The sequence below is a fragment of the Acinetobacter sp. CY17 genome, from assembly GCF_059515825.1.
Map to the genome: position 1 here is coordinate 158,888 of NZ_JCAKMX010000005.1, position 22,382 is coordinate 181,269.

Below are 22,382 nucleotides of genomic sequence, written 5' to 3' on the forward strand. Positions count from 1 at the left end.
CAGCTAGGAGTGAAATGGGCACTTATATTTTAAAGCGACTGCTGTTGATCATTCCCACCTTATTTTTTATTTTGCTGCTCAATTTTGTGGTGATTCAAATTGCACCGGGTGGGCCAGTTGAGCAAGCCATTCAACAGGCAGAAAGTTTTGCTGGGATGGGGCAAACCAGCGGCGAAACCGCAGCAACCAACACCGCTTATCAAGGTGCAAAAGGTTTAAGCGATGAAATGGTGGCAAAAATTGAAGCGCAATATGGCTTTGATCGACCCATGCATGAACGCTTTTTGCTAATGCTCAAAAGCTATCTCAGTTTTGATTTTGGCACTAGCTTTTTTAAAGACAAACCTGTAACCACTTTGTTGTGGGAAAAAATGCCGGTGTCTTTGTCATTGGGTCTGTGGAGCACCTTACTCATTTATTTAATCTCTATTCCACTGGGGATTAAAAAAGCCCGTCAACATGGCAGTATTTTTGATCAATCGACGTCTATGCTGCTTGCCATTGGTTATGCGATTCCAGCCTTTGTCTTTGCGATTTTACTCATTGTTTTTTTTGCTGGTGGCAGCTATTTACAATGGTTTCCGTTACAAGGCTTGGTATCAGAAAACTTTAGCGAGCTCAGTATATTGGGCAAAATCAAAGACTATTTTTGGCATATGAGCTTGCCGTTATTGGCTATGGTGATAGGTGGTTTTGCTGGTTTAACTTATCTGACCAAATATTCTTTTATGGAAGAACTGTCTAAACAATACGTATTGGCAGCGCGTGCCAAAGGCTTAAGCGAATCACGCGTGCTGTATGGGCATGTATTTCGTAATGCCATGCTGATTGTGATTGCAGGTTTGCCCGAAGCTTTGGTAGGTATTTTCTTTGTGGGTAATTTATTTATTGAAATTATTTTTAATTTAGATGGTTTAGGCTTACTCGGGTTTGAAGCCATTGTACAACGTGATTATCCCGTGATTTTTGGTACGCTATTTTTATTTACCTTATTGGGCTTATTGCTGCGCTTACTCAGTGATGTGCTGTATCAAGTGATTGATCCACGGATTAATTTTGATGCACGAGGGAGCAAATAATGTCACCCATCATGCAAGCACGGTTACAACGTTTTAAAGCCAATACATTAGGTTTTGGCTGCTTTATTGTGTTTAGCATTATTTTTATCTTGTCTCTTGGTGCAGAGCTGATTGCCAATGACAAACCCTTATTGGTGAAATATCAGCAGCAATTCTATGTCCCGGTTTTAAAAACTTATCCCGAAACCACCTTTGGCGGGGTGTTTGAAACCGAAGCCGATTATAAAGACCCTGCGGTACAGGCTTTAATTACCGACCATGGCTGGGCAGTCTGGCCGTTAATTGAATACTCCTATCAAACACCCAATTTAGATTTAAGCGTTCCAGTGCCATCTAAGCCCACAGCAGACAATTGGTTAGGTACAGATGACCAAGGCCGTGATGTGCTGGCACGAATTTTATATGGCTTACGTGTGTCACTGTTATTTGGTTTTGCCTTAACTTTGGCTTCGGCGGCCCTTGGTATTTTGGTGGGTGCGATACAAGGCTATTATGGCGGTTGGGTCGATCTCATCGGGCAGCGTATCTTAGAAGTCTGGGGCGGCTTACCGATGCTGTTTATGGTGATGATCTTAGTGAGTCTGTTTACTCCCAATGTGTATTGGCTATTTTTAATTATGTTGCTATTTGGCTGGCCAACTTTGGTGGGTTTAGTGCGCGCTGAATTTTTACGCGCACGGCATTTAGACTATGTGCGTGCCGCACGCAGTTTAGGCGTCTCTGATCACACCATTATGCTGCGGCATATTTTGCCCAATGCCATGAGCTCCAGTTTATCGCAGTTGCCATTTATGCTCACTGCCAATATTACGGCACTCACGGCACTGGATTTTTTAGGTTATGGCTTACCCCCAGATGCAGCCTCATTAGGCGAGCTATTATTACAAGGTAAAAACAACCTGCATGCGCCTTGGCTCGCGCTATCTGGCTTCTTTACTTTAGCGATTGTGCTATCTCTACTGATTTATATTGGCGAGGCGACCCGCGATGCATTCGACCCAAGACGTCAATAATTTACTTGATGTACGTGGCCTACAGATTAAAACCGCCACGCAAACTTTAGTGCAAGACTTAAACTTTCAGCTTGCATGCGGGCAAACGCTGGCGATTGTAGGTGAAAGTGGTTCGGGTAAATCCATCAGTAGTTTGGCACTATTGGGCTTGTTACCCAGTACCTTAAGCATCTCTGGTCAGGCGCTGTTTCAAGGGCAAGATTTACTTGGATTAAGCGCCTCACACTTACGTGCCATTCGTGGTAAAAAAATTGCCATGATCTTCCAAGAGCCTATGACTGCACTTAATCCTTTGCATCGGGTAGAAAAAATCATTGGTGAGAGTTTAAGACTACAAGGTTTAAGCGCCACACAGACGCGTCAGCGCGTCATTACGCTGCTGCATGATGTGGGTATCCCACAGCCCGAAGATAAGCTCAGACGTTATCCCTACGAGCTCTCAGGCGGACAACGGCAACGTGTCATGATTGCTATGGCCTTAGCGCAAGATCCTGAGATTTTAATTGCCGATGAACCGACCACAGCGCTCGATGTGACCTTACAAGCACAAATTCTAGATTTATTGCAGCATTTGCAACAAAAGCGCCAAATGGCGATGATCTTAATTAGCCATGATTTAAATTTAGTACGCCGTTATGCCCAGCAAGTGGTGGTGATGCAACAGGGTCAGGTGGTGGAGCAAGGCTTGGTCAATGAGATTTTTAACCAACCTAAACATGCCTATACCCAAAACTTACTCAATCACGATTTTGGGCAAGCGCTACAACTTGATGCAGAACAGACTTTACTTGACTTGCAACACGTAGCGGTAAAGTTTCCCATTAAGCAAGGTTTGCTTAATCGTGTCAAAGACTATGTGGTTGCGGTTGAGCCTTTAGATTTACAGTTACAACAAGGTATCTCTTTAGGGATTGTAGGCGAAAGTGGTTCTGGCAAAAGCTCGCTGGCCCTTGCCATCGCGCGTTTAATTCCAAGCGAGGGTAAGATCGTATTACTTGGACAGGATTTAAATGCCTATAACGAAAAACAATTACGCCCTTTACGCTCTAATATGCAAATGGTATTTCAAGATCCATTGAGTAGTTTAAATCCGCGTTTAAATATTGGGCAAATTGTGGGTGAGGGTTTATTGCTGCAAAACTTAACTCAAGTAGAGGTTGAGCAGCGTATAGAACAAGCCTTAATAGACGTTGAATTACCCGTTGAATTTAAATTACGTTATCCACATGAACTCTCAGGTGGTCAACGCCAGCGCGTGTCATTGGCACGCGCTTTAGTGCTACAGCCTAAACTCATGATTTTGGATGAACCCACTTCAGCCTTGGATCGAAGCACACAGCGCGCCATTGTGGCGCTTCTACGCCGCTTACAAGCAGAATATGGCATGAGTTATCTGTTTATTAGTCATGACTTGCATGTGGTACGTGCGCTGTGTCAGCAAGTCTTGGTTTTGCAACATGCCAAAGTCATGGAACTGCAAAACACTGAGGACTTATTTCACAAACCACAAACGGCTTATAGCCAAGCCTTGATTCAAGCCAGTCAATATGCTCATACGCTAAATTAAAACCTAGATTCATCATTTAAAAAGTAAGTGATGAATCTAAATTGTATAGACATAAAAAAAGCCCAAGTCTTAAATGCTTGGGCTTTTTTTAGAGCTTGACGCTCGAATATGGCGTCCCTACGGGGATTCGAACCCCGGTTACCGCCGTGAAAGGGCGATGTCCTAGGCCTCTAGACGATAGGGACAGATAAAGCATTTCAATTTCAGCATCTAAATCATTAGATGGCGTCCCTACGGGGATTCGAACCCCGGTTACCGCCGTGAAAGGGCGATGTCCTAGGCCTCTAGACGATAGGGACGTCGTGTGAAGTAAGCTATTTTAAACCATTTGATTCTCAAAGAATTTTATGGCGTCCCTACGGGGATTCGAACCCCGGTTACCGCCGTGAAAGGGCGATGTCCTAGGCCTCTAGACGATAGGGACTGAATAAAATAGTTACTTCTGAAATTGGCGTCCCTACGGGGATTCGAACCCCGGTTACCGCCGTGAAAGGGCGATGTCCTAGGCCTCTAGACGATAGGGACGTTTCAGAGGTGGGCGTATAATAGGGTGAGAACGGGGGTGTGTCAAACGCTTTTTTGCACTTATTTAGGTATTTTATTGTTGTTCGTATAAAAATAAAACGAATCTGTTATTTTTGCTGAAAAATAATACAAAAATAGCTATTTTTATCAAAATTAAATTTTTAAATTAAAAATGCTGAAATATTTGATTGTGGTTTTTCTAAGCGATCTGTTCGGCGTGGTGTCTATTTTTTTCAGCACATAAAAAAGAGCAACCGAAGTTGCTCTTTTTGCATCTTAATTAAAATTAAGATTTATTATGATAAAACGCATAGTAACTTGCATAACATGCCGCAATAAAAAGCAGACACAGTACAAAGCTGACTTGTAAGGTTGGATCAAACACCATACTCATACACGTGATGAAACAGAACACAAAGCCCAAAATAGGCACGATTGGGAACAATGGTGCAGCAAAGCCAAGTTCTTCTTTCTTACGACCTTGTTTATACCACTGACGACGGAAGTTAAATTGGCTTAAGCAAATGCTCATCCACACCACCACCATGGTAAATGCGGCAATACCCAGTAAGTTGGTAAAAATGGTTTCAGGTGCAAACTGTTCAGACAATAGACCCGGCATACCACCAATCATCGTGACACAAACAGCAACATAGGGAATACCGCGTTTATTCACTTTAGAGAACACCGCAGGCAGTTGTTTGTTATAAGACAATGACCACATCATGCGTGATGCTGCAAATAAACCTGAGTTTGCTGCAGACAGAAGTGCGGTAATAATGACAAAACGAATCACATCTTCAGCGTATGGAATACCAATGTGCTGGAACACGGCAACGAATGGTGAGCTACTGATGCCATCACCGCCAAGACCCGCATCTTGATGTGGCAAAAGACAAGTCACAACAATAATTGTACCCACAAAGAAGATCAATAAACGGAAGATCGCGGTATTAATCGCTTTAGGTACATTTTTCGCAGGATCTTTGGTTTCACCAGCAGCAACCCCAATGAGCTCTGTACCTGAAAAGGCAAAGTTCACAATCAGCATAGTGGCAAAAATAGGGAATAAACCTTCAGGGAACCAACCTTGTGCAGTCAAGTTGGTGAATAATGGCGCAGTTTCTTGACCTTGATAGCCAATAAACCCAAAAATTGCCAATAAACCCAGCAAAATGAATGCAACCACGGTAACAACTTTGATTAAAGCTAACCAAAATTCTGATTCTGCGAACCATTTGGTGGAAATCATATTTAAGCTAAATACGAATGCCCCAAAGAATAAGGTCCACATCCACATAGAACTGTCAGGGAACCACTCCTGCATTAAGAGTGCAGCTGCTGTGAATTCGGTTCCAAGAGTGACTGACCAAGTTAGCCAATAAAGCCAAGTGATCGTATAGCCTGTACCGGGGCCAATATATTGTTTGGCATAAGCCCCAAATGAGCCTGACACTGGCATGTGTACAGCGAGTTCACCCAGACATAGCATCACCATATAGGCGATAATACCACCAAGAAAATAGGAGAGAATGGCACCAATCGGTCCAGTTTGTGCAATGACTTCACCCGAGCCTAAAAATAGGCCGGTCCCGATCGCACCACCGAGTGAGATCATGACCAAATGACGGGTACTCATAGCGCGTTTTAAAGGCGCAGAATTGCCCTGCTGCATAGATGGCTGCATAACAGAAAAATAAAAAAGAATAGGAACGGGCTATTGTAGTGTAAAACTGCAAATCTGCAATAAAATAATGAATAAGAAAACTTTTATTTATAAATCACGAGCGTGATAGATGGCGTCCCTACGGGGATTCGAACCCCGGTTACCGCCGTGAAAGGGCGATGTCCTAGGCCTCTAGACGATAGGGACGTTGCGAGGTGATGGCTATATTATGGATTTTTTTAAAGGCTGTCAAACTTAAATCAAAGATAAAGTTTAATTTAAAGTTTAACTGCCTAAAAAATAGCATATTTTTTAAAAAGTGATGTATTTTCAATCAACTAGTTCAAACATAACTGAAATAAAAAGCACCCTAATGCCTTTTATTTAGTGGTCTTTTCTATGGTAAAAAGCATAATAAGCCGCATAACAAGCAGCCATAAATAACAAGCAGCCAATAAAGCCAGACCACATTTCAGGGTCAGCCGCCATACTTAAACCCGTTGCGCTACAGCATATAAAACCTAAAATAGGAACTAGAGGATAAAGCGGTGTACGGAATTTGAGCTCGGCTAAAGTATGGCCTTGTTTGAGCCATTGGCGACGGAAATTAAACTGACTCCAGCAAATACTCATCCACACAATCACCATGGTAAAGGCAGCAACTCCCATCAGATTTTTAAAAATGACATCCGCACCAAATTGTTCAGACAGTAAACCCGGCAAACCACCAATCATGGTGACTAAAACGGCCACATAAGGCACGCCAGATCGACTCAATTTGCTAAAGATGCGTGGCAATTGTTTTTTGGCAGACAAAGCCCACATCATGCGTGAAGCTGCATAAAGTCCTGAGTTTGCAGTAGATAAAAGGGCAGTAATAATTACAAAACGGATCATATCCTCAGCATAAGGAATGCCGATTAAATTAAAGACCGATACAAAGGGGCTGCTACTTAAGCCGCCATGCCCACCGATATTTAAACCAGCATCGCTATAGCTAAGCAAAGAGCTAATCACAATAATGGTACCAACAAAGAAAATAATCAGTCGCCACACTGCAGCATGAATGGCTTTAGGAATATTTTTTTCTGGATCTTCTGTTTCACCTGCCGCAATACCGATCATTTCCGTACCGTTAAAGGCAAAGTTAACAATTAAGAGCGTAGTAAACAGTGGAATTAAGCCGTTGGGTAGCCAACCGTGTTCGGTTAAATGATGAAACATGGGCGCAGATGTATAACCTTGGAAAGGTACAATGCCAAAAATGCAGCTAAAGCCCAATAAAATAAACACTAAAACTGTGGCAACTTTAATAAACGACAGCCAAAACTCAGATTCGGCAAAGGCACGGGTTGAGCTTAAATTTGAAATTAAGACGCCACTGGCAAAAATTAAAGTCCATAACCAAATGGAAGTTTGTGGAAACCATTCTTGAACTAAGATGGCCGCAGCGGTAAATTCAGTCCCTAAGGTGGCTGACCAACCTAGCCAATACATCCATGCCACCATATAACCGGTACCAGGGCCAATATATTGCGCGGCAAATGCAGCAAATGAGCCTGAAACAGGTAAATGGACTGCCAATTCACCCAAACAGAGCATCACCATATAGGCAATTAAACCACCGATCATATAGGCAAGGACTGCCCCTAAAGGGCCGGCTTGTGAAATGACTTGACCTGAGCCCATAAATAGACCCGTACCAATAGCACCCCCTAAGGACAGCATAATAAGATGACGAGAGGTCATTGCCCTTTTCAAACTTGGGGCAGAGTGTTTAGTAGCATGCATGATAAAAATTGAGACTAAAGGCGTATATTTTAGCTCTATAAAAGTCTTAAATTTGCGTTAATTGATTTTTTGTGACTAAATATTTGCGTAAATGGTGTTTTTTTATCAAAATTGAAACGCTAAAATTAAGTCTATAGCAGGCATGGCAATCTATCAGTTTGAATGACTTAAATATTGATAAATTTCAGGATGTTTTTGCTGATATGTGGCGTCATTAATAATTTTAAGACTCGCGTGATCTGCGGTATAGCCGAGCTGTTGCAACTTTTTAATCATATTCAGATTAGGGTTGTGCCCACGTAAATGGTCGTGCAGTAGATTATATTGTGGCAGTGGTGCATCAATACTGAGTAAATAATCAAAAACCTGATCTAAATCAAAACCAACCACTTTACTATACAGTGAATTTGGTTCTTTATATTCTAAGCCTGCAATGGTATAGCTCATATCGGTTTGCAGTTGCTGTCGCTCTTGCAAATAGGCGAGTTTCTCAATCATCGCTGCTTGATCAATTTTTCCATCTGGCGTTTTTAAGCTGGCGTTCACTGACATAAAGCTGATTTTGCCATTTTGCACTTGGCATTCGGTGTGTTCTAAGCGTTTCAGTTCAGCCACGCGTACCCTAGTTAAAGTGAGTTCACAGATTTTTTGTTTTTCTTTGTGGCTCATATCGCTATTGGCAATTGCGCCACGTTCAAAGAAGGGGATTAAACTTTCATAACCATGTTCTGCTGCTTGTTTGTAATAGATTGATGCAGTGGTAGAAATTTTTGAAGCTTGGGGTGTGGATTGAGCGGATGCAGGGAGTGTCGTTGTAACCTGTGGTTCGGATGTTAAGGTGTGTTCAACGTGTTGAATATCTGGTTTTAGTAGGCTTTCAGGGGCTTCTTGTTGTTGAAAACTCAAAAAAATAATACCTAACACGGCAATAATCGCCAACACCATAGTTATTATATTCGGCATCATCTTGTTCCTAAATCTAAATAGAGCACTCAATGAGTGCTCTATTTAAGGTGAGATTAGAATTTGAAAGTCACATCGGCAATAAATTGACGACCGATTTCAGAGTATAGTTTGCTTCCGCTTACGTATAAATTATTGCGGTTGGTAATATTATTGATCGTTAAGCCAAAAATAGCTGAATAATCTTTTGAAATTTGCCAATCATACGTGGTGCGCATATCCCAGGTAAAACGAGGTTTTACATCCTGTAAGGTGTAGGTATCAATTTTAACGCCATTGTGCACGACTTTGTCTGCAGAGCTTGCTTCTAACACTTGCTTATAGGTATCTTTATAGCTTAAGAAATTTGAGATTTTTACAGGAATTGCATCAAAACCAATATCCCAAGAAAAACGTGCAGTAATGGGTTGGTTATAGTTTGTTGCAGGCATGTCTCCAAATTCTATGATTTTGCCATCATAAGAAATCAGTTCTTGTAATTCTTCTTCAATCAACACTTCTGTGTAATCAGGTGTGCTTCGATAAGAATCTGTATAGTTGACTGCTAAGCCTAAATCATGGTGGCTGCCTTTAAATTTAAGCGGTTGTAGCGTGCTGATTTCAAGGGTAACCGTATCATTCTCGCCGTAACCACTATTGTCATATACGGTATAACGATTTACGCCCGTACCGATTTGGTTTCGGGAAATTTCATCTTTGTACTGACGATTTACCCATTTTATACCCAGATTGGTATTCTTAAATTGGCTATTCAAGCCCAACACAAATTCATCCGCATAAGGTGTTTTTAAGTCTTTCTTCTGAGTATCGGTATTCCAACTTGTTTTTGGACTTTCTATCCATTCAGAATTTTGATCTTCACGCTTTATATTAAAATCTAAAGAAGTCACCGATTGACGTAATTCAGTCATATAGGTGGGTGCATTGTAGTAGCGATTCCAACCCGATGTTAAGGTTAAGCTGTTAGTGTTAAAGGGTTGATAGTGAAGACGTGTTCGAGGTGCAAAGTTTAAATTGCCATTCGATTCATCATAATCCGCACGCACACCTAAACGTGTACTTACATTGTTCCAACGAATTGCATCTTCAATATAGAGTGATGCTTGTTGATATGTGCCTTCAAATTTACCTGCTTTATATAAGTTGCCGCCAGCAAAATATTGACCATTAAAGACCGTAGGGACTTTACTGTTGGTGAATTGAACCGTGCTATTTTCATCGCAAAGTGGATCATTGACTTGGCAGGATTGACCATTTAAATCATATAAATTTTGGGTAGGCCCTGATGTGACACCATAGTGGGTAATAAAATCTTTGGTACGTTGCCACTTTACATCATCATAGTGATAAGCAAAACCTGCACTGAATTGATGTTTGGTTTCACCTAAATCAAAGCGATTAAATAGCGTGTCTAATTCATAGTTCAAGCTTTGTTGTTTTAAGGTGATATCTGCTGAGATTGCACCTTCCCAGACTTTTTCAGTATTCGCCCAGTCTTTACTGCCTGCTGCATAAATCCAATTGATCCCTCGATCAGAGGCAGATTCGCGATTGTTATCAATTTGCTGAAAATTTAATTTTTGTTTTAATTGACCCCAAGTATATTGCTTTTCAATGTCAGCAAAAATTAATGCGGATTCGTTTTGAACAGTACTATGCGAATTGCGTCGTTTATCAACATACGTATTGTCTTCTAATTCGCCTAAGGTGAACCCAAATTTCATTTTGGTTTGTGCATTAGGATCGACATAAAGTGTTGCACCGATATTGGTATTTAATTTTTTTTGTTCAATTTCTGTGGGAGATGGTAAACCGCTTGCGACAGGGACTTTAGATTGACGTTGCGATACATAGGCATCAAAAGCATAGACTTCTGAAAGTTTACCGTAAATATTGGTACTTACACCTTGTCGAACATATTCTTTTTGGTTGGATTGCGTGGATTCACCTTGGAATAAACCTTTATCTGCATCGGTTTTTATGTGATAACGATTCCAGTCACTTTCAGTATAGTCATAGGTGACGCTGCCATGAATTTTTCCAATTTCTGTATTTGGTGCACAGGTATCGGCTTGAATAACGCCACCAGTGAATCCACCGTATTTCGCACTGACATTACTGTCTAAAACTTCGAGATTACACAGTAAATCGGTATTGATTGCTACCCCTTGTGAACCACCAGATAGGGCACCATAGATTGCTGTGCCTGAGCCAACAGGATCGAGGATATTGCTGTTGCTCACGCCATTAACTACAAATTTATTGTTAAATGCTTGTGCACCGTGAATCGAAATTTCTGCGGGCTTTAAATCTGCCTGAGTGCTTGCCGCCAAATGGTCATTACTGAATTGTACATTCGGGTTTACTTTTAAAAAATCAGTAATGCTTTTAGAACTATTTGGGATCTTTTTTAAGTCTTCTTTTGTATAAACCTTTTTACCAAGTTGTAAATTTTCTTGTGCTTCGAGCACAATGGGTAAAAGGGCAACTTGTTTTTCCTGTGAATTCGAATCTGTATTTGCATAAGTTGAGCCGGTTAAAATAGCTAATATGGCAGTGCTAAGCGTAGAGGAAGTAAAGCGCATAATAAAAATACATGCAAACGAAAACGAGACGGATTATCATTAATATTAAATAAAAAGGCAACTATTTATAATTGAAAATAATTCTTATTTATTTTATGTGCTTAAATTTTGGGCATAAAAAGAGCGCTTTAGCGCTCTTAAAATTTAAATGTTAGGTCAGCAATAAATTGACGTCCAATTTCAGGTTGGGCAACACCTGTGCGATCTACATACGTATTACGATGATTGGTCAGGTTATTTATCGTTAAGCCCAATAGAGCCTGATAACGCTGCTGATTTACGACAGCATAGGTGGTACGTACATCCCAAGTAAATTTTGGCTGAGTTTGGTATGGGGTATAAGTATCATATTTAATGCCAGTTTCATCTGTATAACCATTGGCTTTACGTTTCATGGCATCTACCTTAGCTTGATAGCTAAGGAAGTGGGTTATGTTCAGTGGAATCTGGCTAAAGGCGATATGCCATGTGCCACGAATGGTCCATGGGGTATTAAAGTTGCTGGCTGGAATAAAATCGGCATCGATTTTTTTGCCGTCATAAATCACAAATGGGGTGCCAAAGTAGGCCAAGCTGTTATAGCTTTCAAAGTTACGAATGGTGTCTGTGTAGTCTGCCGCCAAAGAGAGTTGATGTTGGGTACTTTTAAAATTTAAAGGCGCGATAGTGCTTAAAGTTAAAGTATAGATCTGTGCTTCTGAACGACCTGAGTTGTCATAGCTACGACTAAATTGTTCAGTACCTGTTACCTCAGGGCGTTTTTCAATTTTGGTTTGACGTAACTGGTCTTGATTGTCGCGGTTCACCCATTTTAAACCAATCTGAGTATTACGCAGTTGGGCATTCATGCCCAATACAATTTCATCAGAAAATGGGGTGTCAAGTTGTGAACGGTAAGTTGCTGTTGCACCTGTATATTGAGGGTCATCAAACCAACCCATTGTTAAATCTTGGCGTCTTTGACGCTTTTGTAGTTGGTCTAAGCGGTCTTGTAATTCATTCGCAAAGGCATTCATGCCGTAATAACGATTCCAACCGGTACTAAAGCTCAAACGCTGATCGCCAAAAGGGGCGTAATGTAAAGCGGTACGTGGTGCGATATTAAGATTTTTGGTCAACGAGTCATAGTCACTACGTATCCCTAAATCTAGCTTAATAGCGTCATTTAAGCTCATTTGGTCTTCAATAAAGGCATGCCAACGGTCTTGCTGTACATCGACCTGACCAGCTGAATAAATGCTACGTAAAGAGAGATATTGACCATGAGCAAAATTGGCTTTGCTGCCAGCTGAGCTATCACATGCGGCTGCAGGTCCAGTCAGACCAAGGCAATCGCCAGTATTTAAAGCCACAGGGGTTGAGTAACTGTACACATCTTGGGGGCGTTGCCAATCTGCTTCATAATGTCCAAGACCAGCACCGAGTTTAATTTGGTGTGTTGCCGAGGCAAATTCTAGCGGTTTAAGTGTCGCTTTTACAGCATATTCTAGACGTTGTTCCTGTTGCTTTAAGTTACCTAAATGACCTTCACGGGCAGAACCATCTGTGCTCCAGTTTTTATCAAGCGAGCTGTTCCACACATAGGTCAATGCTCGGGCTGTACGCTGTGCTGCTTGGGTTTGATAATTGAATTGTTGTTCTAAATTGAATTGCTTGAAATCTTGTTCTAAGTTGAGATAAAAGCTTTGACTGTCGGAGAGATGGATAGATTCAGAATCCTTCACATTGCCAACAAAATATAAACCTTGGTTTTCAAAGAACTGCGCGCCTAATTTCAGGCGAGTCTTCTCGGACGGGTGGTAAAACAGCTCTAAGCCCGCGTTACTTGCTTCACGTTCTTGCTCAAAGCGTGTTGGGTCTTTAAGCGAGGTTTTTAGCGGAATCTGTGCATGACGATAAGATGCAATGGCATTAAAACCTAAACTTTCACTGACATTGCCATATAAACTGGCGCTTAGCCCTTGTTTGGTAAAAAAAGGTTGGGACTTTTCAGAACTTGAATCTTCAAAACTTGCCAAATCTTCAGGATTTGGAAATTGAATTTTTGACCATTGATCTGAGGTGTAGTCATAATTGATCTGTCCATGTAGCTCACCGACAGCAGTGGTTGGTTTACAGGTTTGTGCACTGACTATCCCCCCAGTAAATTCTCCATATTCGGCAGAGACATTACTATCAAGCACAGTAATATTACACAGCAGATCGGTATTAACGGCTACGCTTTGCGAAGCCCCAAATAAATCATTGGGATCATTAGAGCTAGATGCACCGACAGGATTAATATTATTGTTGGTATTAATGCCGTTGACCAGAAATTTATTATCGTAGCCTAAACCGCCATTAATACTAATATCACTAGGGTTTAATTCACCTTGTTGCAAGGCACTACGCGCAGCTTGATCAAACTGTACATGAGGATTAACTTTTAAAAAGTCAGTAATATTTTTAGAACTATTGGGAATATTTTCTAGATCTGCTTTGTGATAAACCGTTTTGCCTAAAGTGTTGTTAGATTCATCTTCTGCCTGAAGCACAATTGCAGTGAGATTCACTTCCTTTTCTGGGCTGCTTTGTTCAGCATATACAGCAGTATTTAAAATGCTCGCAATGGCCACGGTTAAGGCAGAATAAGCAAAACGCATATTGAGTAAATGTTAATTTAAAGGAAAATGATTATCAATTAAAAATCTAAAACAATCAACACAGTTCAGCAAAGAGTGGATAAAAAATAACTAAATAAAGGGGATGCTTCTGGGATAAAATAAGAGAAAAAATAGATGGCGTCCCTACGGGGATTCGAACCCCGGTTACCGCCGTGAAAGGGCGATGTCCTAGGCCTCTAGACGATAGGGACGTTTAGAAGATGGCGGTATCTTATTGATCCGCCACCAAAGTGTCAAGTAGATGTGGAGCGAGTTTGTTCAAAATATAGCAAAACAGTTCAGCGGTCTTTTGTGTGTCATACAAAGCTGAATGCGCTTCTTTACCATCAAACTCAATACCTGCTTGAATACAAGATTTCGCCAGTACCGTTTGCCCAAACATGACCGCACTTAAAGTTACGGTATCAAATACCGAAAAACTATGAAATGGGTTTTGATTTTTAGTGCCACTACGAGCAATGGCTGCTTGTAAAAAGCCCAAATCAAAATGTGCGTTATGACCCACCAAGACGGCATGGGTACAGTTTTGCTGACGACGCACTTCATTGATAGACTTAAAAATACGTTTTAAGGCGGTTTTTTCGTCTTCCGCCATCGCCATCCGCATCGGATTAAATGGATCAACGCCAATAAAATCCAATGAACGGCGGTCTAGGTTTGCGCCTTCAAAGGGATTGATATGGGCATGATGCGCTTCTCCCGGTACGAATTGACCATTCTCATCATAAATAATGGGAATCGCAGCAATTTCAAGCAGGGCATCGGTTTGTGAGTTAAAACCTGCTGTCTCGACATCGACAACAACAGGTAAAAAACCACGGAAACGTTGACCAATCACCGGCCTTGTTTCTTCTGTCACACTTTTCTCCACTGGATGGTTTTACCCGCATAAAGTGGGATAATTTTTTCACCATCCAAATAGTCAAAACTCTCAGGAATTACTTGCTCTTCTTTGACTAACGTAATGGTATTGGTATTACGTGGTAGACCATAGAAATCAGCACCAAAATGGCTGGCAAAGCCTTCTAAACGTTCAATTTTACCCACTTGGTCAAAGGCTTGTGCATACAGCTCAATTGCCGTTGGTGCGCTATAGCAACCTGCACAGCCACACGCATTTTCTTTAGCATCTTTCGAGTGCGGTGCACTGTCGGTACCTAAGAAGAACTTGGCATTACCTGAAGTTGCCACTTCGAGTAATTTGGCTTGGTGGGTTTGACGTTTTAAGATCGGTAAGCAATAGAAATGCGGTTTGATTCCACCCACCAACATGTCATTACGGTTAAATAATAAATGTTGTGGGGTAATCGTCGCAGCGACATTGTCACCTTGCGCTAAAACAAATTCAGCCGCATCTGCTGTGGTAATATGCTCTAAAACTAGTTTTAGTTTTGGAAATTTTTGTAACAGCGGTGCTAAAACTTCGTCTAAGAAGCGTTTTTCACGGTCAAAAATATCAACATGATTATGCGTCACTTCACCGTGTAATAACAATGGCACTTGATGGGCTTCCATCTGTTCAATGACATTATATACTTTTTCAATGTCACTCACGCCATTATCTGAGTTGGTGGTGGCACCAGCCGGATAAAGTTTAATCGCATTAACGTGTGCTGAGTTTTTAATTTTTAAAACTTCATCAGGTGAAGTTTGATTGGTAAAGTACAGCACCATGCGTGGATCAAAATTTAAACCTTCAGGGACGTGCGCCATGATACGTTCACGATACGCATTGGCTTCTTCAACGGTTTTAACCGGTGGCACTAAATTAGGCATACAAATGGCACGGGAGAATTGGCGTGCTAAATCTGGAACAGTACGTTGTAAAGCTAAACCATCACGTAAATGAGCGTGCCAGTCATCTGGCTGAAGAAGAGTAATCGTAGTCACGGCTATACTGCTAAAAAATAACTCAGATGATAAGCCATAAATACAAAAATGATAATCTTTAACTGCGCTGAAACTTAAATTTTCAAACAAAATTGATATATTTAAGTTTTTGTTTGCGTTTTAAATATAAAAAAACCGCTCAACTGAGCGGTTTTTTTGTCGACAAAATTATTTGTTTTTGTCTTTAAGTTGCGGAACAGCAGAACCTGTACCTACAGCCAATAAACCAGAGTTGGTATAAATACCCAGTTTTTGACGTGTATCAGTGATGTCAAGGTTACGCATGGTTAATTGACCAATACGGTCCATTGGCGAGAACATTGAATCACCTTTTTCCATGGTTAAACGTTCAGCTTCGTAGGTTAAGTTTGGAGATTCAGTGTTTAAAATGGTGTAGTCATTACCACGACGCAATTCTAAAGTGACAGTACCCGTTACCGCTTTCGCTACCCAACGCTGTGCAGTTTCACGAAGCATTAAAGATTGTGAATCGAACCAACGACCTTGGTAAAGTAGACGACCTAAACGTAGACCGTTGATACGGTATTGTTCGATGGTATCTTCGTTATGGATACCTGTCACAAGACGCTCGTAAGCGATGTGAAGCAGTGCCATACCCGGAGCTTCGTAAATACCACGAGATTTCGCTTCGATGATACGGTTTTCGATTTGATCCGACATACCCAGACCGTGACGACCACCGATACGGTTCGCTTCTAAGATGAATTCTACTGGATCTTCGATACGTTGACCGTTAATGGCAACAGGGAAGCCTTCTTCAAAAGTAATTGATACTTCTTCTGCTTTAACTTCTACGTCATCTTTCCAGAAAGCAACGCCCATGATTGGCTCAACGATTTTGATGCCCGCATCAAGATATTCAAGATCTTTAGCTTCGTGCGTTGCACCTAGCATGTTTGAGTCAGTTGAATATGCTTTTTCTTTTGACATTTTGTAGTCAAAACCGTTGTCGATCAGGAACTGTGACATTTCTGCACGGCCGCCCAATTCGTCAATAAAGGTTTGGTCTAACCACGGCTTGTAGATTTTAAGCGCAGGATTAGTTAATAGACCATAACGGTAGAAACGTTCGATGTCGTTACCTTTATAAGTCGAACCGTCGCCCCAAATGTTGACGTCATCTTCTTTCATTGCTGTAACAAGCATGGTACCTGTTACCGCACGACCAAGTGGCGTGGTGTTAAAATACGGCATACCACCTGTTGAAATGTGGAACGCGCCACATTGGATTGCAGCAATACCTTCTAAAGCAAGCTGTAAACGGCAGTCAACTAAGCGAGCTTTAACTGCGCCATACGCCTCAGCTTTTTTAGGGATCGCATCGTAATCATCTTCGTCTGGCTGACCTAAGTTTGCAGTGTATGCATAAGGTTCTGCACCTTTTTGTTTCATCCACAAAAGGGCTGCTGAAGTATCTAGACCACCAGAGAAAGCGATACCCACTTTTTTGCCTACTGGTACATTCTGCAAGATCGTTGCATTATCAGTCATTGCTCGTCCTAACTATAAAAATAGGCAACCATGATGGCAGCCAAGGAGAAAATCTAAACTCAGCATTGTATCACTATAAATTGCTGTTGTTTGGCTTTAAAAAGACAATCGATTAAAATTAGCAAGTTCATTTGCAAAATAAATCTCAATCGATAGAGCTGTATCGCGATTGCTAAACAATTTTACAAGATTGATTAGATTTAACTTTATACTGATTGAAAATCATAAAAGATAAACAAGAATAAGGAGCGAGCATGCAGCCAGCCTACCCACATTTATTGATGCCACTTGATTTAGGTTTTACCACGCTTAAAAACCGTGTGGTGATGGGTTCGATGCACACTGGACTCGAAGATCGTTTTTACAACTATCCTAAATTAGCTGCTTATTTTGCCGAACGCGCTAAAGGTGGTGTGGGATTAATCATCACAGGTGGGATTTCGCCGAATCGACAAGGTTGGTTATTGCCTTTGGGTGGCACTTTAAATACCTCGGCTGATGTCATTCCACACCAAATGGTCACCCGTGCGGTACATCAACATGACAGTAAAATTTTATTGCAGATTTTACATGCAGGCCGTTATGGTTATCAGCCTTTTGTCGTGTCCGCAAGTCCAATCAAATCACCAATTTCACCGTTTAAACCGCGTGAAATGAGTCATGCAAATATTTTAGCCACCATTAAAGATTATTCGCATACCGCACGCTTAGCGCAAAAAGCCGGTTATGATGGTATTGAAATTATGGGCTCAGAAGGCTATTTGATTAATCAATTTTTAAGTCGGCATGTGAATCGACGTAAAGATCGTTGGGGTGGGCCGCTGCTCAATCGTATGCGTTTTGCTGTAGAAATTGTTAAGGCAGTTCGTGAAGCGGTAGGCTTAAATTTTATTGTATGTTTCCGCCTGTCTTTATTAGATTTGGTACAAGATGGCAATCGCATGTCTGAGGTGGTTGAGATTGCTCAGGCCTTAGAAAAAGCGGGTATCAATATCTTAAATACAGGCATTGGTTGGCATGAGGCACGTATTCCCACCATTGTCACCTCTGTACCAAGGGCGGCATTTGTCGACTACACTGCTGAATTAAAACAACATCTCAGTATTCCTGTGATGGCATCCAATCGCATTAATATGCCAGACACAGCCGAGCAGATTTTGGCTAGCGATCAAGCCGATTTAATTCAAATGGCACGACCATTTTTAGCCGATCCCGAATGGGTGCTCAAAGCGCAAAGCAATCGTGTCGATGAAATTAATACCTGTATTGCCTGCAACCAAGCGTGTTTAGATCATACCTTTAAAAATCAACGTGTGACATGTTTAGTCAATCCGCAAGCGGCCTATGAAACTGAATTACTGTATTTGCATGCAAAAAAGCTCAAGAAAATTGCAGTGGTTGGAGCTGGGGTGGCGGGCTTATCTGCGGCCACGGTTGCGGCACGCCGTGGTCATCAAGTCACTTTGTTTGAGGCCAAAACTGAAATTGGCGGACAGTTTAATTTAGCCAAAGTGATTCCGGGTAAAGAAGAGTTTTATGAAACCATTCGTTACTTTCAGGTGCAACTAGCCAAGTATCAGGTGGAATTAAAGCTCAATACTCAAGTCACGCCACAACTTTTAGCAGAAGCTGATTTTGATGACGTGATTATTGCCACAGGGGTGATTCCGCGCAGTTTAACCATTGAGGGTGCAGCTTTGCCGCAAGTGTTATCTTATGCACAAGTGTTACAAGGTACTTTTGTGGGGAAACGTGTTGCTGTGATTGGTGCAGGTGGTATTGGCTTTGATGTAGCAGAATTTTTGCTTAAAGACAGCCATCAAAGCATTGATGAGTGGAAACAAGAATGGGGAGTCGACTCCCATCCAAATTACAGCACTGCCGGTGGTGTGGTAAGCCCTAAATCGCCACAGTCCAAACGTGAGATTTATTTATTACAACGTAAAAATACGCCATTAGGTGCAGGACTGGGTAAAACCACAGGTTGGGTGCATCGTGCTGAATTAAAAAAATATGGCGTGCGGATGCTACGTGGGGTGCAATATCAAGCAATTACGGATGAAGGCATCTGGATTAATTTGGCAGGGCAAAGTCAATTATTACGCGTGGATCATGTGGTGGTATGTGCAGGGCAAGAATCCGTCACAGATTTAATGCCAAAAAATAACCCAAAAGGCAAAGTCAATTATCATTTAATTGGTGGGGCAAAGCTGGCTGCCGAGCTGGATGCCAAGCGTGCCATACGTGAAGGTGCCGAATTAGCCGCAAAACTTTAGTATTTGATGAAAACTTGTGCATTTAATTCAATTTATTGCATTTTTTACTTGCAAGGCAAAAGGCTTATCCGTAATATACACCGCATGGAAGCGTGGCAGAGCGGTTTAATGCACCGGTCTTGAAAACCGACGAGGGTGTGAGTCCTCCGTGAGTTCGAATCTCACCGCTTCCGCCAAATATCAAGCACTTAGCCCTGACAATGTCAGGGCTTTGTTGTTTCTAGGGTTAGGTAACGTAAGCCAATAATAAGCAATAGGACATAAGAATGCCGACAGCAAAAAGTGTTAAAAATTTTGGGGAAATAGATTTAATTACGTTTGTTGGTAATATTTTTAAATATGAATCATTTGATTTCGATGATGAACTTCTAGCAATAAGGAGTGGAAATTATGATGAGTATTTAAAAAAAATTAGTGGTAATTTTTATAGTTTTTTACGTGCTTCAGATTTTAGGGCATTAATTATACATGAGCAAACACATTTTCTGGATTTAGTCGCTTCATTGTGGGGGATTGAATACAATTTAAGAAAGATTAGGGTATTGGATGAAATCTCAGAAAGCCGAGTATCTGTTTTTAAGTTAAATTATTCAGAATTACAGTGTATTCATAACGAGCATCAAATAAATTTAAATAATTTTAGTTATAAAAGTGTGGAAACTTTTAAGCATGAGTATGAGTATACTGATAAGTTTGGGGTTTTGTTGTTTATTGTTCTGATTGATCAAAAAGGTAAACAATCAAGAATTCCTATAACAATGTTATCTTTGTTTGAGGGTCATGCATTTAGTAATGAAGAACTTCGCAGAATTAATGATATTAAAATAATTACTAATAAAGATGTTGAAAATAAATTTATTAATTTAATTGAGAGTGAATATTACTCATATCTCAATGATCCGAATAATCATGAATATAATATTCTTATAATGCTGGCAACAATACATATGGAAAAGTTAGGATTAAATAGAAAAGAAATTCTTCAGTTTTTTTCAGCAGTTGCTGGATTTACATTTAATCTTTACTCCAGTGGTATTTCTATACTTGCTAATAGAGTATTTGAATTTATTAACTCCGAACTTAAATATTGTGTTAAAGCAGATCTTTGTCGAAATCAATTAAGGCATATTTTAGCTTTTCATACAATTTTGAGATCATATGAGTATATCAATCATCCATACAATAGAAATAAAAAGAAAGAATTGATTGGTTTAATAAAAATATCACCTTTGACTTTTATTAATATTATGTGGAATGGATATTCTGGTGGAGCTTTGAGAGAGTATGAAATATTAGGTGGAATTGAAAGGCCTAGTCTTATAGGAAACTTTAACGATTTTGATTATAAAAGAACAAAAGAAATCTTTAGTAAATCCATTGAAAATTCAATACAATTTCATTCTGATGGTTATATTTTAAATAATCTTGAAGATTACTATTTGTTAGATATGTATAGAGATTATGAAAATTTTGATGTGAAGCCAGAAAATCAAATAATCAAGTTTAACAAAAGAATTGAAATTAATATTGAAGAATATTTTGAACAGGATGAAGAACATGAATTATTATCACAAATAGTTGATAACGAAATTTTTAAAACTACCACTAAATTTCATTTAGATTTGCAAAGTGCAATTGATTTAGAGATAAGAAATAAAGTTCAAGCACAGTTGGATCCAAATGCAGTTTTTATATCAACGTTTTACTAAATTAATTCCTAGTATCGTCAACTAATTGCTGTTGATGTGGTACAGCAATCGCTTCCCACTCATCATAAGATAAAATAGGTGGAAAAGCGGCTACTAATTTAATAGTAGTCGCTTTATTCTTTCTGTGGGTTTCGACTTTAGCTAAACGCCTTTGAAAGTCTTTTAATACCTTAGCCATTATCGGTATGACCACAATTAGGGTCAGGGTATTGTGCCCACGGTTGCCCCTGTAGCATGGTTTTAACCGTTACGGGTACTGTAGGGGGTACATAGTCGCTAAATGGGTGTAATGGGCTATTTAGCTTTTCTTCAAGTTTTACAAATAAAGGTTTGATAAATACTTCTTCAAGTTCATCGCTGGAAGCATATAAAGCCATGATGTGCATTAGATTATGCATTGCAACCAAACGTTCACTTGGTGAACCATGTGCAATATCCTGTGTAAATTTAAAACGTAAAAATTCATATTCTTCTCGTGTAGGCAGGTTCATTAGTGTTTCTCCAAAGCATTAATACGTTGTTCTAATTCATCAATCTGACGAATACCATTTAAAGCATTAATCGCTTCAATGATTTGTTTACCCACATCAGGCGCAACATTGCCGTCAGCAATAGCCTGTAAAACAGATTGGGCTTGTTCAGTAACACTTGCTGTGGCATCTAACTCGAACTGGACTGTTTCTGTTTGGGCTTTAAGAGTTGGTGCAATACGGGAAAGGACTAAGCTAGCGGCTTGCATATCGCCTGAAAGAGCAGATTGAATAACTACTTTGGCAATATCATCAGCATCAGCTAGTAGGGATTGATTTACTTTCATTCGTTTATCAATAATCCCTTTTGGACGACCTTGTGGGTTAGGGGAGTTCATCCCCTTACGCCAATTTGGATTTCCTGCTGTTTTAGTCTTTGAATTTGTGGTCATTACAATTCCTTGATCTAAACTATTAATTATCAATTTCAAAGATCGACACGTTGGTCTTTTAAAATGAACGCTTGTTCTGCTTCGTTTTTCGCTTTATAGCTAAAAACTTAAGATGAGCTACAATAGAAAAAACTCTAATCTTTAAGATCATGCCAAAAACATATTCTGTCGATCTACGCGAAAAAGCCATGCAGTTTTATAAAGAGTCAAAGCATAAATCG

The 22,382-nt window shown here is 40.3% G+C and carries 16 protein-coding genes and 7 tRNA genes; 6 read left to right on the forward strand and 17 right to left on the reverse strand.

The annotated features are described in order from the left end of the window. Positions 1-14: 14 nt before the first annotated feature. The 3 genes from AC5YCI_RS05715 to AC5YCI_RS05725 are packed head-to-tail and all read left to right on the forward strand — an operon-like array spanning position 15 to position 3,659. Entirely contained in the window at positions 15-1,079 is a 1,065-nt protein-coding gene (locus tag AC5YCI_RS05715; protein ID WP_496128644.1) for a microcin C ABC transporter permease YejB, read from the forward strand. Further along, positions 1,079-2,092: an ABC transporter permease gene (locus tag AC5YCI_RS05720; RefSeq protein ID WP_496128643.1), complete on the forward strand. Its 1,014-nt coding sequence runs from the start codon at positions 1,079-1,081 to the stop codon at positions 2,090-2,092. Before AC5YCI_RS05715 ends, AC5YCI_RS05720 begins: the two co-directional genes overlap by 1 nt. After that, positions 2,067-3,659, forward strand: a complete 1,593-nt coding sequence (locus AC5YCI_RS05725) for an ABC transporter ATP-binding protein (protein WP_496128642.1) — start codon at positions 2,067-2,069, stop codon at positions 3,657-3,659. The genes AC5YCI_RS05720 and AC5YCI_RS05725 overlap by 26 nt, the downstream gene beginning before the upstream one ends. A 109-nt stretch (positions 3,660-3,768) precedes the next feature. On the opposite strand, the gene AC5YCI_RS05730 is transcribed toward AC5YCI_RS05725, so the two are convergent. The 14 genes from AC5YCI_RS05730 to argG form a co-directional block, all read right to left on the reverse strand. Further along, positions 3,769-3,844: transfer RNA gene (locus AC5YCI_RS05730), tRNA-Glu, on the reverse strand. 38 nt (positions 3,845-3,882) lie between these two features. Beyond that, positions 3,883-3,958 (reverse strand) — tRNA-Glu (locus AC5YCI_RS05735). A 49-nt stretch (positions 3,959-4,007) separates the two neighbouring features. Then, a tRNA-Glu gene (locus tag AC5YCI_RS05740) sits at positions 4,008-4,083 on the reverse strand. Positions 4,084-4,108: 25 nt separating this feature from the next. Next, positions 4,109-4,184: transfer RNA gene (locus tag AC5YCI_RS05745), tRNA-Glu, on the reverse strand. Between the two features lie 286 nt (positions 4,185-4,470). Continuing rightward, positions 4,471-5,871, reverse strand: coding sequence for an amino acid permease (locus AC5YCI_RS05750; RefSeq protein ID WP_496128641.1), 1,401 nt, complete (start codon positions 5,869-5,871; stop codon positions 4,471-4,473). Positions 5,872-5,981: 110 nt separating this feature from the next. After that, positions 5,982-6,057 (reverse strand) — tRNA-Glu (locus AC5YCI_RS05755). Positions 6,058-6,234: 177 nt separating this feature from the next. Beyond that, positions 6,235-7,641: an amino acid permease gene (locus AC5YCI_RS05760; RefSeq protein ID WP_496128640.1), complete on the reverse strand. Its 1,407-nt coding sequence runs from the start codon at positions 7,639-7,641 to the stop codon at positions 6,235-6,237. Positions 7,642-7,794: 153 nt separating this feature from the next. Then, positions 7,795-8,604, reverse strand: coding sequence for a hypothetical protein (locus AC5YCI_RS05765; protein WP_496128639.1), 810 nt, complete (start codon positions 8,602-8,604; stop codon positions 7,795-7,797). Positions 8,605-8,660: 56 nt separating this feature from the next. Continuing rightward, entirely contained in the window at positions 8,661-11,189 is a 2,529-nt protein-coding gene (locus tag AC5YCI_RS05770) for a TonB-dependent receptor plug domain-containing protein (RefSeq protein WP_496175281.1), read from the reverse strand. 137 nt (positions 11,190-11,326) lie between these two features. After that, the gene (locus AC5YCI_RS05775) at positions 11,327-13,831 is read right to left on the reverse strand and encodes a TonB-dependent receptor plug domain-containing protein (protein ID WP_496175282.1); all 2,505 of its coding nucleotides are present in this window, start codon (positions 13,829-13,831) and stop codon (positions 11,327-11,329) included. 136 nt (positions 13,832-13,967) lie between these two features. Then, positions 13,968-14,043, reverse strand: a tRNA-Glu gene (locus tag AC5YCI_RS05780). Between the two features lie 20 nt (positions 14,044-14,063). Further along, positions 14,064-14,723: a ribonuclease T gene (rnt, locus tag AC5YCI_RS05785; protein WP_496128636.1), complete on the reverse strand. Its 660-nt coding sequence runs from the start codon at positions 14,721-14,723 to the stop codon at positions 14,064-14,066. Further along, entirely contained in the window at positions 14,708-15,742 is a 1,035-nt protein-coding gene (gene pyrC, locus AC5YCI_RS05790; RefSeq protein WP_496128635.1) for a dihydroorotase, read from the reverse strand. Before pyrC ends, rnt begins: the two co-directional genes overlap by 16 nt. Before the next feature lie 168 nt (positions 15,743-15,910). After that, positions 15,911-17,254 carry an argininosuccinate synthase gene (gene argG, locus AC5YCI_RS05795; protein WP_122898260.1) on the reverse strand — a complete coding sequence of 448 codons (1,344 nt, stop codon included), beginning with the start codon at positions 17,252-17,254 and terminating at the stop codon, positions 15,911-15,913. A gap of 254 nt (positions 17,255-17,508) precedes the next feature. Here argG and AC5YCI_RS05800 point away from each other — a divergent pair, with 254 nt between their 5' ends. The 3 genes from AC5YCI_RS05800 to AC5YCI_RS05810 all read left to right on the forward strand — a co-directional run bounded on the left by AC5YCI_RS05800 (position 17,509) and on the right by AC5YCI_RS05810 (position 21,239). After that, positions 17,509-19,530 (forward strand): FAD-dependent oxidoreductase, encoded by a 2,022-nt coding sequence (locus tag AC5YCI_RS05800; protein ID WP_496128634.1) that lies wholly within the window; start codon positions 17,509-17,511, stop codon positions 19,528-19,530. 86 nt (positions 19,531-19,616) lie between these two features. Next, positions 19,617-19,706 (forward strand) — tRNA-Ser (locus AC5YCI_RS05805). Between the two features lie 90 nt (positions 19,707-19,796). Then, the gene (locus tag AC5YCI_RS05810; protein ID WP_496175283.1) at positions 19,797-21,239 is read left to right on the forward strand and encodes a hypothetical protein; all 1,443 of its coding nucleotides are present in this window, start codon (positions 19,797-19,799) and stop codon (positions 21,237-21,239) included. 1 nt (position 21,240) lies between these two features. Here the strand turns inward: AC5YCI_RS05810 and AC5YCI_RS05815 are convergent, their stop codons facing one another. From AC5YCI_RS05815 to AC5YCI_RS05825, 3 genes are read right to left on the reverse strand one after another with little or no spacing between them, the layout of a single operon-like run. Further along, positions 21,241-21,417 carry a hypothetical protein gene (locus tag AC5YCI_RS05815; RefSeq protein ID WP_167353087.1) on the reverse strand — a complete coding sequence of 59 codons (177 nt, stop codon included), beginning with the start codon at positions 21,415-21,417 and terminating at the stop codon, positions 21,241-21,243. Further along, entirely contained in the window at positions 21,410-21,730 is a 321-nt protein-coding gene (locus AC5YCI_RS05820) for a hypothetical protein (protein WP_496128632.1), read from the reverse strand. Before AC5YCI_RS05820 ends, AC5YCI_RS05815 begins: the two co-directional genes overlap by 8 nt. Beyond that, positions 21,730-22,161 carry a DUF5681 domain-containing protein gene (locus AC5YCI_RS05825; RefSeq protein WP_004998933.1) on the reverse strand — a complete coding sequence of 144 codons (432 nt, stop codon included), beginning with the start codon at positions 22,159-22,161 and terminating at the stop codon, positions 21,730-21,732. Before AC5YCI_RS05825 ends, AC5YCI_RS05820 begins: the two co-directional genes overlap by 1 nt. Between the last annotated feature and the right edge of the window lie 221 nt (positions 22,162-22,382).